Origin of the sequence: Scrofimicrobium canadense (assembly GCF_009696615.1) — a bacterium.
GTDB lineage: Bacteria > Actinomycetota > Actinomycetes > Actinomycetales > Actinomycetaceae > Scrofimicrobium > Scrofimicrobium canadense.
Map to the genome: position 1 here is coordinate 31,566 of NZ_VULO01000008.1, position 16,604 is coordinate 48,169.

Annotated in this window: 13 protein-coding genes; 6 read left to right on the plus strand and 7 right to left on the minus strand. The window is 53.6% G+C overall.

Annotated elements, in window-relative coordinates; translation table 11 throughout:
* Positions 1-2 precede the first annotated feature (2 nt).
* From FYJ24_RS07410 to FYJ24_RS07420, 3 genes are all read right to left on the minus strand, one after another.
* Positions 3-1,490: an HNH endonuclease signature motif containing protein gene (locus FYJ24_RS07410; RefSeq protein ID WP_154545088.1), complete on the minus strand. Its 1,488-nt coding sequence runs from the start codon at positions 1,488-1,490 to the stop codon at positions 3-5.
* 78 nt (positions 1,491-1,568) lie between these two features.
* On the minus strand, positions 1,569-1,889 hold the full coding sequence (locus tag FYJ24_RS07415) for a hypothetical protein (protein ID WP_154545090.1): 321 nt from the start codon (positions 1,887-1,889) through the stop codon (positions 1,569-1,571).
* Positions 1,890-1,955: 66 nt separating this feature from the next.
* Positions 1,956-2,252: a WXG100 family type VII secretion target gene (locus FYJ24_RS07420; protein ID WP_154545092.1), complete on the minus strand. Its 297-nt coding sequence runs from the start codon at positions 2,250-2,252 to the stop codon at positions 1,956-1,958.
* A 242-nt stretch (positions 2,253-2,494) separates the two neighbouring features.
* Between FYJ24_RS07420 and FYJ24_RS07425 the strand changes: the two genes are divergently transcribed.
* Together FYJ24_RS07425 and FYJ24_RS07430 are read left to right on the plus strand one after the other, a co-directional pair.
* Positions 2,495-6,871 (plus strand): FtsK/SpoIIIE domain-containing protein, encoded by a 4,377-nt coding sequence (locus tag FYJ24_RS07425; RefSeq protein ID WP_154545094.1) that lies wholly within the window; start codon positions 2,495-2,497, stop codon positions 6,869-6,871.
* The gene (locus FYJ24_RS07430) at positions 6,868-7,461 is read left to right on the plus strand and encodes a hypothetical protein (protein ID WP_154545096.1); all 594 of its coding nucleotides are present in this window, start codon (positions 6,868-6,870) and stop codon (positions 7,459-7,461) included. The genes FYJ24_RS07425 and FYJ24_RS07430 overlap by 4 nt, the downstream gene beginning before the upstream one ends.
* A gap of 200 nt (positions 7,462-7,661) precedes the next feature.
* On the opposite strand, the gene FYJ24_RS07435 is transcribed toward FYJ24_RS07430, so the two are convergent.
* The gene (locus FYJ24_RS07435; RefSeq protein WP_154545098.1) at positions 7,662-8,879 is read right to left on the minus strand and encodes a sensor histidine kinase; all 1,218 of its coding nucleotides are present in this window, start codon (positions 8,877-8,879) and stop codon (positions 7,662-7,664) included.
* Positions 8,876-9,541 carry a response regulator transcription factor gene (locus FYJ24_RS07440; protein ID WP_154545099.1) on the minus strand — a complete coding sequence of 222 codons (666 nt, stop codon included), beginning with the start codon at positions 9,539-9,541 and terminating at the stop codon, positions 8,876-8,878. Before FYJ24_RS07440 ends, FYJ24_RS07435 begins: the two co-directional genes overlap by 4 nt.
* A gap of 111 nt (positions 9,542-9,652) precedes the next feature.
* Here FYJ24_RS07440 and FYJ24_RS07445 point away from each other — a divergent pair, with 111 nt between their 5' ends.
* From FYJ24_RS07445 to FYJ24_RS07460, 4 genes are read left to right on the plus strand one after another with little or no spacing between them, the layout of a single operon-like run.
* Positions 9,653-10,390 carry a hypothetical protein gene (locus FYJ24_RS07445; RefSeq protein WP_154545101.1) on the plus strand — a complete coding sequence of 246 codons (738 nt, stop codon included), beginning with the start codon at positions 9,653-9,655 and terminating at the stop codon, positions 10,388-10,390.
* On the plus strand, positions 10,387-11,442 hold the full coding sequence (locus tag FYJ24_RS07450; protein WP_154545103.1) for a peptidoglycan-binding protein: 1,056 nt from the start codon (positions 10,387-10,389) through the stop codon (positions 11,440-11,442). Before FYJ24_RS07445 ends, FYJ24_RS07450 begins: the two co-directional genes overlap by 4 nt.
* Entirely contained in the window at positions 11,439-12,137 is a 699-nt protein-coding gene (locus tag FYJ24_RS07455) for an ABC transporter ATP-binding protein (protein ID WP_154545105.1), read from the plus strand. Before FYJ24_RS07450 ends, FYJ24_RS07455 begins: the two co-directional genes overlap by 4 nt.
* On the plus strand, positions 12,124-13,347 hold the full coding sequence (locus FYJ24_RS07460) for an ABC transporter permease (RefSeq protein ID WP_206192581.1): 1,224 nt from the start codon (positions 12,124-12,126) through the stop codon (positions 13,345-13,347). The genes FYJ24_RS07455 and FYJ24_RS07460 overlap by 14 nt, the downstream gene beginning before the upstream one ends.
* A 67-nt stretch (positions 13,348-13,414) precedes the next feature.
* Here the strand turns inward: FYJ24_RS07460 and FYJ24_RS07465 are convergent, their stop codons facing one another.
* Positions 13,415-14,029, minus strand: a complete 615-nt coding sequence (locus FYJ24_RS07465) for a biliverdin-producing heme oxygenase (protein WP_154545109.1) — start codon at positions 14,027-14,029, stop codon at positions 13,415-13,417.
* Positions 14,030-14,107: 78 nt separating this feature from the next.
* Complete coding sequence (locus FYJ24_RS07470) at positions 14,108-16,528, minus strand: phosphoketolase family protein (protein ID WP_225872067.1); 2,421 nt, start codon at positions 16,526-16,528, stop codon at positions 14,108-14,110.
* Positions 16,529-16,604: the final 76 nt, after the last annotated feature.

The following is a 16,604-nucleotide window of genomic DNA, read 5'->3' on the forward strand; positions in this document are numbered from 1 at the left end:
ACCTACCCATCAAAAACAAAAACCAAACGATCAGATTCCTCAACATGTCCCAGCCTATGGTGTATCTGAGAGCCAAAACTACGGTTGACACTGCGATCCAAGAGCTGCAGATTATCTATATGATGTTCTCCTCCCAGCTGCAAATCGAGAATATGATCTACATCCTTTCCTCTTGCTGAACCTTTCCCATGGATGCTTTCCCAAAGCCTGCGAGCGTTTCCCCTGCGACTGAGCGAGTTAACATCATCGATTTTCTTGGGATTTCGCGCATTGATCTGCTCAATCTTATGTTTCGCCTCCGCAATTTGCTCGGGAGTCCAATTCTTCTTCGGCCGCAGACGGATTTCCAGCGTCCCATCACTACGACGATAAACTCCCTTTGCTACACGGACCGGCGGCTGCGCATCGACTCCCTTGCTCCCACCAGTATCTATAGATCTACCATTTGGTTTCCTCGAAGACCCTTTTATTCCAGTTTTTTGGGAAATCCGGCCGCCACCCAACGGATTCTTTGGCGAACCACCCCTCACGAATCTGTTTGCGTTGCGGAGTCCGTTTTGTGTGCTTTTGAGGATGCGTCCTGCTGGGATGAAGGTCAGGGCTACTTCGGCAAGGAATTGCCGGGTAGATGTTTCACCGTCAAGGAAACGCAGGATCATGTCAGCGGTAAGAATCGCCCCAGCAACGGTCCCGATAACCAGCCCAATAGGAGCAAAAATGAAAGCGGCAACAAACCCGACAACGGTGGCGATAGTGACGATGGTTTGCCATAGTTCACTGTTAGCTACAGACTCCCACCAATGATCCCTGCGAACACTTTCTTCTTTGGCTTCTTCAACCCTGGCAACAAAGTTTTGCGCGGCCTCCTCATAATCTTGTTTAGCAGCCAGAATCATCTTTCTCGCCGCTTCAAAACGAGACGTAGCCCCGCTAAGAGCTGATTGAGCATCCGTAACACCCATTGAGGCCTGCGCCACCTGGGACCGCGCAGAAGATATGTCCTGAACTGATGGAATATCCACCCATGATGGTGGCTCATCCACATTCTTGTACCGCCAGTACACTTCCTCTTGACTGGCCAGGTTCCCTTGCCACCATGACTGGTGAGCAAGCGCCTGATCGAGAGCGGCCTGCGCGGCATCAATATCTGCTTGAGCGCCAAGCGCGTCCTCTAAACCCCGATCCGCTTGCCCCTGGCAAGAATCCATAGCCGAAGACCACGCTGCGAGTGCATCAGCTACCATCCCATACGCCATCTCACACTTAGACATGTTGGCAGGAAGGTCACTGACCTGAGCTGAAAAAGCCTCCGCAGCGTGGCCTTCCCACACCCCATGCGCAGTATCAACCCGGGCGAGGATGCTTCCAGCTTCCCTAGCCGTGTCCTCAACCTGGCAAAAACGTCTAGCCAAAGAATCCACTCCATGGGTACTACCAGGAGTCGGATCAGATGCTAAACCAACCAGCGACCAATCCCCACCACGGCTCATAAACCACTTCCTCTTCGACCTCTTCGTCCGCTATTCGTGTCTTCTTACCGTGCGTGGGACCACACCACCACTGATGCCCTAATACTGAGGGACAACAGCAGAAGTACTCCCTTGTTCAACCTGAAGAGAAGCCGCAATATCAGCATCACCGCTCTCATACGTTGCAGCCGAATCAATAAGCATCTGGCCTAGAGCATCAGCTGAACCCCGCAAAAGACGACGCCCCCGCGACCAATGCGACTCAAAACCCCCAACCGCTGCTATCACAGCAGGGGACCCTAACGAGTCTTCTTCCGCGGCAATCCTTTCCCCTAACCCATCCAAAAGATCACGAACCTGAAACAGTGAATTCCCCAGGTCATCTAACGCATCTATATCTGCTACCAACCGATCTACCACAGGCTAGCCTCACTCACCATTGTTCTTACGCAACCACACCGCCAAAGACCACGTGTATCCGCAGCATCAGCCACTAATCGCCGAAGAAAGCTCACTATCTAACTGCTCAAAAGCCTCCGCAGCCTTCTGCAAGAACAAACGCATTCCTTCCAACCCGCTAATAGTCTCTGTAGCACCCCGATTGAACTCTTCATACGAAGTCTGGAACGCACCCGAAGCCTGATCCGTTTGGAACCCCGCCGACACCAACTCATCAACCGCGTTCTTCAACTCAGTCAGTTTTCCCTCAATATCACTTTGCCCACTCTCAAGGCGGCCCCTCACAGATTCCAAATCCTGATACGTAACATTCACATTAGCCATAACACAATCTCCCAAGACCATCACTACATATTAATTACCGACCGGAAAGCTCGGTCTCGACTCGGAGACTACCACCCACACAACACCATTTCAGCTGTTAAGCCCACATTTCAAACAAAACACTGTCATAGCACATCACAGAAACCGAACTCCTTGACAGACACCACGAACACATGTACCACTATTTACTGAACTATCGGTAATCTACGATCCATACCACCACACCCCAAAGGGGACACCCCTTGCTCATCACCGCGCAACTCACCCCAACCCACCCAACCTCGCTCATTCATATCGACACCCCAAAAGACACGCACATAGAGCATTCCCTCAACGCAATACGCGTTCGGTTAGGTGGAGATATCACTACTGAGAGCAAAACATGGGCATATCCATACCCCCTAGTTCAGGGCCAAGATCCTGTGGGACAAGGATCTCATCTGTGTTTCACGGAACCTGCCTGGCAGAACCTTTCTCACGAACCAGCCATAAGTTATGTCCGCATCGTCAGTGGTACGGGAACTGGAACGATATACGCATGTTCCTCAGGAATTGTTGCTATCGGAGCAAGCCCCCGGGCAACCATTCAGGTTGGACAACCTTATGTAGGTGCAGATGACCTAGTTATCAATATTGCTGCCGATGGGACAATGACACCCACCTATATTCCTGCCCATGATCCCTTGATTCGTCTCTCTTCCGAGATAAGAGTGGGACAACCGCTTCAAGGCATTCACCACATCGGTTTCAAAGACTGCGTTGTTGAACTAGGCGCTGGCCAGTGGGGAACCTCAGCGGCAGTGATACCCAGTGAGAGCGGAACACTTAAATACACGCGCCCCCCGCGCCTACTACCCGAAGAGAATCCAACAGACTTCCATCTGCCTCGCAAGCCGGATGAACCCGAAAAACAGCCACTTCCCTGGCTGATGGCAGTAATGCCACTCGTGACGGGAATCGTGATGGCCCTGGTATTTTCCAATCCCAGAATGTTGATCTTTGGTCTGCTCTCGCCATTCATGTTGGGGGCAGCGTACGTTACTCGTGGCAAGAATACGAAGAAACGCTACCTATCGATGGTCAAAGCGTATGAGGAAGAACGTAGCCAAACAGAAGCTGATGCGCGTCAAGCATTAGATATGGAAGCTCAGCAACGTCTCTACGATCATCCAGATGCCACAGTATTAGGAATGACCGCCACGACACCAACAACGCGTCTGTGGGAAAGACGGCCAGGAGACCCAACATGGCTGAATATCAGGTTGGGTTCAACGACAACCAAGTCGAATATCAAACTCAACGATCCCAACCAACTACACCACAAGCGCGAGGTGTACTGGGAAATTCCTTTCGCACCGGTATTTGTTGATCTCACCAAAGTCGGTGTCCTTGGTGTGGCCTCAAGAAACCTCAACCCCGCCGAAGCCACTCACATTGGCAGCTGGATTACCACACAATTAGCATTACTCCACAGCCCCTCTGATCTCAGCCTATATCTGTTAGTGTCACCTGGAAATCAAGGCGCATCACGCAGTACAACCTGGAGTTTTTTCCCTTGGCTTCCCCACAGTTACCCGCTCACATCCTCAAATTCTTTGCGCCGCATTGGTTCTACAATGACCACGATTTCAGCGCGCATTGCTGAACTCAACGCACTCTTAGACCAAAGAATAGAAGAGTCACAAGAACAAAACTCTAGCCGATATGTGGGACCCGTTGATGTCGTTGTCATGGATGGAGCAGCTACTTTGCGTTCCCTGCCCGGCATGGCACGAATCCTAAAAATAGGACCACGCTACGGCATATATTCGATCTGCCTCAACCACGATGAACGCGTACTTCCCGAAGAATGCGAAGCCGTATTCGTCGTTGATGGTCCTCGATCTATTCTCACTCAACACCGCAGCGAAACACAGACCAAAGTTTCCGCAGATCTGGTGACACCAGACTGGCTGGATTGGGTATCACGATCAATCGCTCGCATTGAAGATTCAACGCCAACCACCAACGAAGCCACTATTCCCGATCAGTCCCGACTGCTCGAAGTACTCAGCCTTGAGAATCCAACAAAAGAAGATATTTTGGCCCGGTGGCGCATGAGGGGACGTTCAACCGTTGCCACTATAGGGGAATCTCTGGGCGGACCTTTCAGCATAGACCTGGTAAAAGATGGGCCCCACGGGCTGATTGGCGGCACCACCGGCTCAGGAAAGAGTGAGTTCTTACAGACCATAATTGCTTCACTAGCAGTTGCCAACACACCCTCAGAAATGAACTTTGTTCTCATCGACTACAAAGGGGGCGCGGCGTTCAAAGATTGCGAACACTTACCTCACACGGTTGGAATGGTTACCGACCTCGACACCCACCTGGTTGAGCGCGCGCTAGTATCATTGGGAGCCGAATTGCGACGCCGCGAGCACCTGCTGGCACAAGTCGGCGCAAAAGACCTTGAGGATTACCAAGATATTGCCGTGAAACAAGCACTACCCTCATTACCGCGATTACTGGTCGTCGCAGACGAATTCGCCTCGCTGGCACGTGAACTCCCACAATTTATCACTGGCTTGGTGAACCTTGCGCAAAGAGGGCGGTCGTTAGGGATTCATTTATTGCTGGCAACTCAGCGCCCCTCAGGTGCGATATCACCCGAGATTCGGGCCAACACCAATCTGCGTATCGCGTTGCGGATGACAGATGGGGCAGAAAGCACTGATGTGATCAACTCCCCCGAAGCCGGAAACATTTCGAAATCAACGCCCGGCAGGGCCCTAGCCCGACTTGGAGCAAACTCACTCATTCCCTTCCAAGCATCACGTGTAGGGGGCAGGGCACCCGGAACCACAGAAGATAACGAACTCATCGCACCGATGGTAACTACCCTCACCTTTGATGACCTCGGCTGCCCGCCGCCAAGACGCGAAAAAGAAGAAGGTGCTACTGATGTTGAAGTGACTGACCTGAAACTGCTGGTGGAGTCAATAAAGCAAGCTTACGTCGAAGGTCAATATCCGCAACCGCGGCGCCCATGGCTGCCACAACTTCCCCCGCAGATCGAGCTTGCTTCCCTGCTATCAACCGTTGCAGAAGGCTCAAAAAACATTGTCTTTGGTATTCAAGACGTGCCCGAAAAGCAGGCACAGGTACCAGCAACATTCGATCTTGTGAGTTCCGGTAATCTCTTCGTGATCGGCGCGCCACGATCAGGCAGAACAACCACGCTACGAACAATCGCAGTCTCCGCAGCGCATGCCTTTTCACCTGGTGAACTGCACATGTATGTACTGGACTGTGGTAACGGCGGGTTACTTTCCCTCCAAGAATTGCCGCACGTCGGCGCAGTCGTTTTGCGACACCAAACAGAAACTATCCGCAAGTTTCTCTCTCGATTATTGGGGGAACTAAGTAGACGGCAAGAAGAAATGGCAAGTACCGGCACAACCTCACTTCAGGCACTCCAAGCCTTGCGTTCCGATGATGCCCCTGCTGATGTGCTGGTTTTAGTTGACGCGTGGGAGGCATTCTATTCCGCGTATCAGGGAACCGACGGTGGAGCATTCATCGACTCAGTTATTCAGCTGCTTAGAGAAGGCCCCTCAGTAGGAATACACCTGATAGTTGCTGGTGACAGGCAGCTAGCTACCTCAAGCAAACTGGCAACTCTTGCAGAAGACAAGGTCATGTTACGCATGGTTGACAAATCCGATTACTCAACTATTGGAGCGAACCCCCGCCAAATATCAGACGATATGCCACAGGGGCGGGCACTATCGTCATCAGATGCAACCGAACTGCAAATTGCAGGCTTAGGAATCACCGTTGAAGGGGGACCCGAATCGTACATCAGCACTACGATTGCGGGTATTGCCCACCACTGGTCCAACACCGCGCAGGAACGATTACCCTTTACCATTGCTGAACTGCCACGCCTACTCTCTGCACGCGACGTCGCCCTCCACACAATGCCAACTGACCAAGAACACTATCTCCTTCTTGGGATAGGCGGCGACAATACGGCTCCGCTGTATTTTAATCCTCTGGAAGGACCCTGTTTTTTGGTAGCTGGACCTCCAAAATCTGGGCGCACAACCGCCGCGATATGGCTGGCAAGCGAGGGAGCCCGCCGCGGATATCACACCGTCTTCGTCAGTGCCAAGAATGAGACTCCCTCCACCCCTGGATGGGAACAATCAGGGGTGGCCGTCCTCCACGGAGCAGACCTGGATGAGGATTCATTAGCCCCTCACATCGGGCTTGAACAGCCAACCCTCATCGTTGTTGACGACGCCCACCTGTTGGCAAAGTGTCCAGCAGATCTGTACCTGCGAGAGCTCATCACTCACGCTACGACCACAAAAACTGCCCTTGTCGTTGCTGGAGATATTGACGAGCTAGGCAAAGGGTTTTCGGGGTGGATTGTTGAGGCGCGCAAGAGTAAAAACGGGATGTTGTTGTCCCCTAGCGAGCTCACCCATGGCAATCTGATCGGACTGAAACTTTCACGCTCAGAGACACGCCCTGACATACCACCCCCACCTGGTCGCGCATTCACAAATGTTGGCGACCCAACATCGACAAAGAAATCCCTGCAAATTCCCATCTACCTGGAAGTGCCATGACCAGTACCGTTCGTTTCTCAGTGTCCCTTCCCTCCGATTGGCGCCAAATTGACCTGCACCCTGAGACGCGCGACCAATCGTGCCGTGAGCTGGTTCGGGAGATGGTCGCTGCCATGCCTGACTTGGCGCCTCGCGCAGATGACATCACCGCCTATACCCGCAACCTCACCGACAAAGCCTGGCGAGTCGGAACCAAATTCTGTTCCGTATGTGCCATTCCCATGGAAGAGGGTGTACTCCTCGCTTCCCTGACCGCCACAGCTCTTCCCAGGCCAGCCTCCAATACAGAACTATCATCGGTAGAGTGGCTATCTCAGTCGCTTCCTGACCCACAATGGGTTCAAGACGGCGACTGGCTACAGACAGTTCCTGTGTCTCTGCCATCTGGCCACGACGCCGTACGGCGCTTTGGAGTGGCAAGCCAAGAATTAGAGCCCCATACCCCTCTGGTGAGAGCCGTGATCATGGAAACCTATATTCCCACCCCCACGGGGACACTCATGATCGGGGCCACGTCACCAGCAATCAGTATGACAGATGAAATCCTAGAGCTGTTCGATATTTTGACACAAAGATTCGAGGTCTTATGAGTTTTCCTGCACCACCTCCTGAAGTTACGCCCACAGTGCCCGACGGCGATCCACCCACGAATCCTGCTGCGCAACCTCCGTCGAGCGCTCAACCGACGGCCCGCGTTTGGGTCATTCCTCCACCTAAGCCGTGCTAAACCACTTTCGCCTCCCCCTACAGCTAACCCCGTGAAGAACTGCCAGGCTGGCCGCTTTTACAGCTACCGCAAATGAAGCCTTGCTTCAAGACCGCCACCATCACGGGGTTCGAGATTCAAAGTTCCATCAAAATGCTCGGCTATCGCCTGCACCACGGTGAGACCCAATCCAAGCCCACCGCCAGATAGTCGAGTCTCACTGCCTCGATTGAACGGTTGCGACATCTCTGCCACAGCGGAAGCCTCAAGCACCCCACCGGTATTCAATACTCGCACTGTCCGCTCATCAGCCTCAACCCACACTTGCCCATCCACCGTGTTGTGAATTACGGCATTACGAAGCAGATTGGCAATAGCGACAGTCACCAGGCGATCTGCCGGATCCGTAGGGTCACCGGCGGGAAACTTAGCAGAATGGATAACAATACCCACTTCCTCAGCCAGGAGCCTTACCTCTTCTAATGCGCGGCCAACTGCAGATAAGAAATCACCTCGATACTGCCTGTCGTTTGTCAGTTGTACTGATGACAAGAAAGTGAGAGCTTCCAAGAGCTCCAAACTCTTGTGATTCGCGGCCAAAGCTCTCTCGACAGAAGCTGATACATCCTCAGGAAAACGCCCCTGCAATGCTGGTACTTCAAGAGAAGTGCGGACGGTGGCTAGAGGCGTACGCAGCTCATGAGAAGCGGCAGCAACAAAACGCTCTTGCCGGCCCAGTGCCTCGTCAAGCCTTTCTAACATCCCGTCGATAGTGTCGGCTAGAACTTTGATTTCATCATTCGGGCCATCCAATTGCAGTCGAGCACTGCGGTCTGAAGCCGTGACACTCTTCGCTGTCTCGCTGATGGAGGCGACTCTCCTCAAAACTTTCCCAGCCAACCAATTCGCAACGGCAACAGCAACGATGGCAAATACGACGAGGATCACTGCTGACCACAGCAATAAGCGTTGAGCAATCGCCGCATTGGCTTCATCGAAGAAATTCACCATCTGCACAGAGACACTTCCACCATTGTTATCGGCAGATACTGAAGGCATCTGCGAAGGAGCAGCCTCGTCAGGCCCCCACAAGGGTCCTGACTGCGGTCCTTCAATGCACTCATCACTGTCTTCAGATGTGCAGATCGATACAGGAAGGCTCCCTGTCCCAATCGACACTTCACTGCTGACAATCTCGCGAACAGTAAAGTACTGGACTGCCAGTAAAACGGCAGCTCCGGTGATGAATACCACGGCTATTGTCGTCACTAACTGTCGGCGAAAAGTCCACTGCTTCATCATGGCGTTGGCTCCACCAACCGGTACCCCCTGCCCGAGATCGCCTCGATTAGATCGGGTTCTCCCAAGCGCTTTCTCAGCGTGTAGATCGCGGTCTTAACCACTCCCCGCGTGTTGTACTGGGCTGACCCCCACACCTCGTCCAGCAACTCATCGACAGTAACGAACCCCCCACCGGCAGCCAGCAGCAATTCGATCACGCCGTATTCTTTTTGAGTCAGCCCTACGGGGCGTCCGCCTCGTTCAACAAGGCGCCTAGCAGTATCTAAACGGAGGTCAGCAAACTCTGTGATGGTGGGGGTGCTTCCAGCCCTCCGTCCAAGCGCTCTTAGCCGCGCTAACAGTTCCACATAGGCGAAAGGTTTGGTCAGATAATCGTCGGCCCCCAAATCGAGTCCCTCGACTCGATCAGAAACCGATGCGGCTGCCGTCAGCATGATGACAGGTACATCTAACCCTTGTGCTCGCGCGACTCTACACACCGCATCCCCACTGAGGAGGGGAAGGTCACGGTCCAAAATCATCACGTCGAAATCAGTTTCTGCAAGCATCTGCACAGCTACTTGCCCATCCCCCGCCACGCTGACTTGATACCCATCGTGAGATAGTCCTTCAGCCAGCGATTGCGCCAAATCGGCTTCGTCTTCCACCAATAGCAATCTCATGGTTCCCATCTTCTCAGGTACCAGTCAGCTACCGGTCAAGTGTTTCACGACCGAGCCTTGACCAGCACGGGGGCACAGTAGAGACACACAAACCACCGGAAAGGAAAAAGAATGACATTGCATTCATCCATAGGCCGTTTTGCCGCCGCTGCGACAGCAGCCCTCTTGGCACTTGCTTTTACAGGCTGCTCAGCATCAACCCCCACACCTGAATCGGGAGGCAGCTCAGCGCCAACAGATAGTTCCGGCTCGGCAGCACAAATGGTGTCATGTCTCAAAGCGGGCGGCGCGCAAGCTCGAATAAGTGAGCATTCGGGACTTCTCCTCGTACAGACAGATGCAGGATTTGACATAGAAGATAGCGGTGACGGCGCATCAGTTACTATGACACGCGCCGGCTCATCGGACGAGGGTTCCCAGGGGCCTATTGCTATTGAAGACATCGATACTGGTACGGGCAAGGCTTGGGCAGCCTATGATAGCTCACGAGATCTGAACGAAGACCCAGACTTACAGGACATATATAGGCAGTGCGAAGAAAAGATTCCCGGTTTCACCCAGCCTCAATTCTCCCCTGAATCCAACCCAGAGTTCGCCGCATTCCAAGAGCAAGCACAAAAAGATGGACTAGAGTTTGCCAAATGTGCACGAGACGAAGGTTTCGATTGGGCGGAAGATCCTCAAGACGGAGCATTCTTCGTCGGTGAAAACGTTACCGAAGATGAATTACGGGGTGCTCTCAAAGCCTGCTTCAAGCCTAACTATGCATTCGGATGGGGAAGCGGCGGAAATATCGATCTAGGTGGGATTCTCGGTGAATTCATGAAAGCCGGAGGAAGTGACCAGTGAGAACTGCAAAGAAAGTAGTCATCGGAGTTACTGCCTGTCTACTTACGGCATTAGCGTTGGGAGGAATGCTCTGGTGGAAACCGTGGAATGCCGCAGCTGCAGGCGCCGATGAGCAGTCAGGAACATCCGAAGCGGTCGTCGTCCCTTTAGAACGAGGAACCTTAGCAACCAGTACGAAACTCACCGGAAGAATCTCCTATGGAGATCCCATTGCACTGCCAGCATCTGCTGGGATGCTCACTGGTCTGCCCGAGGCTGGTATGGAAATAGGCCGAGGAGCAACGGTGTATGAGAACGAAGGCAGGCCCGTCACCCTCATGGTGGGGGCCCGCCCCTTCTGGCGGGAGCTTTCTGTCGGTTCAGAAGGTGAAGACGTGCGCCAGTTGCAACAAAACCTTGCCGACATGGGATATTACGACTATTACGTCGGTGACAAATACGACTGGTACACCGAGCAGGCAGTGAAGGCTTGGCAGAAAGACTTAGGAGTCGAAAAGACTGGAGTGTTCCTTCCCAGCGACGTCGTCGTAACAAGTGCTGCGCCGGTAAGGATCGATCGTGTCACTGGCAAGCTTGGGGAATCGGGGGTGAGCCCGGCCACCTACACCTCCCCTGAAAGACAAATCTCGGCACCATTGACCTCTGGCTTGGAAAAGGAAATAGAGGTCGGCCAAAAAGTGGAGGTGAAGCTCACTGACGGGAGCGTATTGGAAGGTGAAGTCACCGACATCATTCCTGGAAAGCCTGCTACTGGGGAAGAAGAGGAAGTCAAAGCCCAGGCGATCATTCGCGCCGAAGGCATTGAGGATGCCTCGCCCGGCGAAGTACGCATTGCCGCCATCCACGAGGGCGACTCAGACGCGCTCCTTGTACCTATTACTGCGCTTCTTGCCAATGCTGACGGACAATACGCTGTCGAAGTTAAACGGATGGCCAATGGCCAAGCCACCATTGTGAGGGTGCCTGTGGAAATCGGACGGGTATCAAACACAAAAGCCGAAATCTTGTCGGGAGATGTAGCGGAAGGCGACAATGTGGTGGTGTCACGATGACCGTACCTGTTGTAGAGCTTGAAGCTGTACGAAAAGTCTTTCCTGGACCACCCCCTTTGGAAGCGCTTCAACCAACGTCCCTCCACATTAACGCTGGCGAAGCGGTAGCAATCGTCGGCCCTTCAGGATCCGGGAAATCCACGCTGCTCAGTATTCTGGGAACGTTGGATCAGCCGACCAGCGGAGAAGTTCGCATCGAAGGGCAGTGCACCTCGCACATGAAAAACTGGGAGAGAGCCGCGATGCGGGGAACCCGTCTGGGATTCATATTCCAGCAATTTCATTTACTCCCCCGGCTCACCGCCGAAGAGAACGTCGCAACGGGCCTATTGTACGCTGATGTTCATCCGCGCGAGCGCCTTGAACGAAGCCGCGCAGCCCTTGAACGTGTCGGTTTATCAGGCAGAATGAAACACCGTCCTAGTCAGCTGTCCGGCGGTGAACAGCAAAGGGTTGCCATTGCGCGAGCTTTAGTACGTAGGCCTGGTGTCCTCTTCGCTGATGAGCCGACGGGAGCATTGGACTCTAAGAGAGGGTTAGCAGTACTAGACCTTCTTCTAGAAGCTGCTGAAGAGGGTACGGCAGTCGTCATAGTCACCCACGACCAGGCCATCGCTGACCACTTTGAGAGAAAACTCCACGTGCTCGATGGGGCGGTCCAGGAAAGTCGAGGTAGCGAATATGCCGTCCACTAAACTCAAGCGTTCGCACCTCTCGCCCCTAGATGCATGGAAAGTGGCCTGGCAAGGCGTAGCTTCCCGACCACAAAGGAGTTTTCTTGCCGCTATAGGAATCGCCGTCGGGGTGGCTGCCCTTGTCGCATTGACGGGAATCTCGGACTCTAACCGAGCCGCCCTCATGGAAGAGCTCGATAGTATGGGGGCAAATCTACTGGTAGTCCAACCCGCCAACGGCCCAGACGGTAAACCAGTACCCCTCCCCGCGTCTGCCGTGGATGCAATTAGGCACCAAGACGGAGTGGAGGCAGTTGGCGGTCTCAAGAAAATCCCCGATTCAGTTCATGCCTATCGGACCGATGTTGTGGCTCAGGGAGAGACCAACGGCCTCGGTATCACGGCTGCAACCCCATCGCTCTACGATGCTCTGGGCGCATCTATGGAATCGGGAAGCTGGTTCGATGAGGCTTCTCGGGCACTTCCCACCGTCGTTCTTGGTGCTGAAGCTGCGGCGCGTCTCGGTGAACCTACTATTGGTGATCGCCTCTGGATCGGCAATGAATGGTATTCACTCTTAGGAGTCCTTTCGCCAATTGAGCTTGCCGAGGGAATCAACACCGCCGTGCTGCTTGGCGACCAGTGGTCAGCCCAGCATTTTGCGAACGATCCTTTGGCCACCGGACTCACTAGCGGCGACTGGTCGCAAATTTACGTCCAGTCGGCGCCCGGTGGCGTTGCTGATCTCCGCGATCGCGTCGCGGCGGCAGCCAGCCCCGGCTCACCCCACGTGGCGGTCGCAGCATTATCGGACTTAGGTGGGGCAAGGACCGTGGCTGACACCATGTTGGAAACCCTCGGTCTTGCTTTGGGAGGGATTGCGCTGGCTGTTGGGGGTGTCGGAATCGCCAATACTATGGTTGTTTCAGTGATGGAACGCCGAGGAGAGATTGGCCTGCGCCGCGCCCTTGGGGCGCGCAGTACACAAATAGTTGCCCAATTTCTTACCGAGTCAACGGCACTGTCATTCCTTGGGGCCTGTGGCGGAGTGATTCTTGGTGTGGCCGCAGCACTTGGGTTCTCTACTCTCACGGGAACCCCGATCCGCATTCCCCTTGAGGTAGCAGGTTTGGGACTTGGAGTCGCTTTAGTAGTAGGAGCCCTAGCAGGCCTGCAACCGGCAGCTAAAGCAGCTCGGATGCCGCCGGTCGAAGCATTGAGAAGCAGCTAACTGCCACTAATCCTATCCCCCCGAATAAAACAGTGTCCCGGCGACAAATATTAAACTGCCATGGGAATTATGACACCGTCACGCGCGGGGAGAGTTGAGAAAAGAGCTGTTGATTGAGGCGGAACGCCACCACCGCCTCATCAACAGCTTTTTCTATCTGTACTTCATCAAGACTAAGTGAATCTAGACGCTCTCGATACAGGTCCTTAAAGGGCTTCGCCTTATCAATCTGTTCAAAAACGTAAAAGTTCAACCCCTCGTCGCCCATGCCATAGTGTCTCTGCATCATGCGATGAATAATCCGCCCACCTGAGAGATCCCCCAAGTATCGTGTGTACGCATGCGCAGCATACGTGGCAACATCATCCACAGCTGCAATGCGTTCCACGTACTCAAGTGTCGCCGGCAGGGCAACAATATCAATCGGCCATTCAGGTCCGTAGAGGTAAGCCAAGTCCTTTTCGATGGAAGGAACGCGTTTGAGCTGTGGGAAATCCAGCTCAGCGGGCGCTTGGAGCTCTTCCAAGGCACGATAGATAAAATACTGTTGAGCTGCCAGTCGAGCATAGTCGTCTATCGATAAACGCCCTTCCATCAAATCGCGTATGAAGGATACGCTTTCTGCTTCTGCGTGAACACGTCGAGTTCCCTCACGTAGATGGTGAGAAAGAAGAGTAGACATAGGCACCTCGCCCCTCGGAATTAAGATAAGGTCATCCTAACCCAGGACCAAGGTCCTGCGCCATTCCCTTTCGGGCTCCTACGCTTCAAATATCCAATCGCGCACTTCAGGCATGTCTTCTAAATGCTCCACTTTGTACTCTTCGTGCTTGTCCAACTGTTCCTTACACCAACGTTTCACATCGGCACCGCCGCGGATCGTGCGCTTACAGTTGTTGATTGCGTCCATCACCAGGTGGTAACGGTCGACTCTATTTCGCACAACCATGTCGAATGGAGTGGTGGTGGTCCCCTCCTCAATAAACCCGCGCACATGGAACCGATCAGCATCAGGTCGTCCGTGTACCAGCTGGTGAATCACACCCGGATACCCATGGAAGCAGAAAATCACGTCTTTGGTATCGGTGAAGGTTTCGGCGAAATCCTGTTCGGACATTCCGTTGGGATGATCCTTGGGACGCTCCAACGTTTGCGGGCGCACCACATTGACAACGCGAACAGTCATATTGGGTAGCTTTTGACGAATGATCTGCGCTGCGGCAATAGCTTCAAGCGTGACAACATCGCCAGCGCACGCAATGATAATGTCCGGTTCTTTATCCGCACCAACCTCTTCATTTCCGGCCCAGTCCCATATGCCATAGCCACGCTCACAGTGGACGTGTGCCTCATCAGGAGTGAGCCATTGGAACTGCGGCTGCTTGTCCTGCACAATCAAATTGACACGATCGGTCGACTCAAAAGCGTGGACGGCCGTATCCAATAGGCAGTTGGCATCTGGAGGAAGATACGCGCGCACCACGTCACCGCGCAGATTAACCACCATTGACAGCACTCCGGGTCCCTGATGAGAAAAACCGTTGTGGTCATTGCGCCAACAAGTCGACGAAAGCAGGATATTGAGCGATGGTACTTCAGTGCGCCAGTCCAGCTGAACCCCCTCTTCCAGCCATTTTGCATGCTGGATGGTTTGAGAAACACAGACCATGCCGAAGGCTTCATACGAGGCGAATAGCCCATGGCGGCCCGTGAGGTTATATCCTTCGAGCCATCCATGGGTGTTGTGCTCAGACAGTACCTCCATCACACGACCGTGCCTCGATAGTGCAACGTCAAGGTCGTTTGTCTTTTCCATGAAGGCTCGATCAGAGACATTGAAGACATCCCCGATCCGGTTAGAGTTGGCTTCATCCGGGCAAAATAGGCGAAAAGTCTGCGGATTGAGCTCATAGAGCGCCTCCATCAATCGCCCCAAGTAACGGGTCGATTCTTTCTTGATCGTTCCGCGTTCTTCTGGCTTGAAATCAAGAGCAAATCCACGCCAATCAGGCATTACTAAAGGCGTATACTCATTTCCACCATTCGCTGCCGGAATCGCCGACATCCGCTTATCCCCTTGGGGATTGTTACGAGTGACGATTTCTGTTGGCTGACCTTTTTCATCGAAAAGCTCTTCAGGACGATAGGACTCCAACCACTCTTGCAAAATCTGTAGATGTTCAGGATTCTCACGCACGCCCGACAGAGGCACCTGGTGAGCACGCCACGTACCTTCCATGACCACACCGTCGACCTCTTTTGGCCCAGTCCATCCTTTAGGAGAGCGCAAAATGATCATTGGCCACCGAGGCATTTCCCCGTTGCCTGGGACGTCAGCAAGCCCTTGAGGGATGCCGTCGGCGCCCAGTTCACGGGCCTGAGCTTGAATATCTTTGATCTTGAGGTAGGCATCGGCAAGCGCTGCCGCAAATCGTTCATGCATTCCAGGAATGTCAGAACCCTCAACTTCGATTACTTCGTAACCGTGCCCCTCAAAGAGTTTTCGCACATCTTCGGGGTCTTTTCTGGAAAGGACCGTAGGCGAAGCGATCTTTCCTCCGTTGAGGTGCAGTACCGGAAGTACTGCGCCGTCCCGCGCCGGATTGAGGAATGAAATCCCTTTCCACGATCCTTCCAAAGGACCGGTTTCTGCCTCACCGTCACCTACGACCGCGAGTGCGATCAAGTCAGGATTATCGAACACCGCACCAAACGCGTGGACCAAGCAATATCCCAGTTCACCGCCCTCGTTGATAGATCCTGGCGTTGTGACGGAAACATGGGAGGGTATTCCTCCCGGAGCAGAGAACTGCCTAAAAAGCTTGAGCATTCCCTGTTCGTCTTGGGACACTTTCGGGTACACCTCAGAGTAGGTTCCCTCAAGGTATCCGGCAGCAACAAGTGCTGGACCACCATGGCCAGGACCTGCTATATAGATCATGTCTTGGCCGGTATGGCGGATAAGACGATTGGCGTGGGAATAGATGAACGAAAGCCCCGGCGAGGTTCCCCAGTGTCCCAGAAGACGTGGTTTTATGTCATCAGCCGAAAGCGGAGTGTGTAAGAGTGGATCCGATTTGAGGTAGATCTGTCCGACGGTCAAATAATTGTCGGCCCTCCACCAGGCATCAACAGCTTGAAGATCGTCAGCGCTAAGAGTGCGCAGCTCTTCTGCATTCATGGGCATCCTCATCTAGAGTATCGGCTTACTTCTCCAGCCTAGACGTCCTCAGAAAAGATGCCACAGGAAAAACCAA

Excerpts from the sequence above, each read along its gene's own strand:
- FYJ24_RS07410 (WP_154545088.1), bottom strand. The coding sequence starts at position 1,490 with ATGAGCCGTGGTGGGGATTGGTCGCTGGTTGGTTTAGCATCTGATCCG.
- FYJ24_RS07460 (WP_206192581.1), top strand. The coding sequence starts at position 12,124 with ATGCCGTCCACTAAACTCAAGCGTTCGCACCTCTCGCCCCTAGATGCA.
- FYJ24_RS07455 (WP_154545105.1), top strand. The coding sequence starts at position 11,439 with ATGACCGTACCTGTTGTAGAGCTTGAAGCTGTACGAAAAGTCTTTCCT.
- FYJ24_RS07465 (WP_154545109.1), bottom strand. The coding sequence starts at position 14,029 with ATGTCTACTCTTCTTTCTCACCATCTACGTGAGGGAACTCGACGTGTT.
- FYJ24_RS07430 (WP_154545096.1), top strand. The coding sequence starts at position 6,868 with ATGACCAGTACCGTTCGTTTCTCAGTGTCCCTTCCCTCCGATTGGCGC.
- FYJ24_RS07470 (WP_225872067.1), bottom strand. The coding sequence starts at position 16,528 with ATGAATGCAGAAGAGCTGCGCACTCTTAGCGCTGACGATCTTCAAGCT.
- FYJ24_RS07440 (WP_154545099.1), bottom strand. The coding sequence starts at position 9,541 with ATGAGATTGCTATTGGTGGAAGACGAAGCCGATTTGGCGCAATCGCTG.
- FYJ24_RS07435 (WP_154545098.1), bottom strand. The coding sequence starts at position 8,879 with ATGATGAAGCAGTGGACTTTTCGCCGACAGTTAGTGACGACAATAGCC.
- FYJ24_RS07445 (WP_154545101.1), top strand. The coding sequence starts at position 9,653 with ATGACATTGCATTCATCCATAGGCCGTTTTGCCGCCGCTGCGACAGCA.
- FYJ24_RS07420 (WP_154545092.1), bottom strand. The coding sequence starts at position 2,252 with ATGGCTAATGTGAATGTTACGTATCAGGATTTGGAATCTGTGAGGGGC.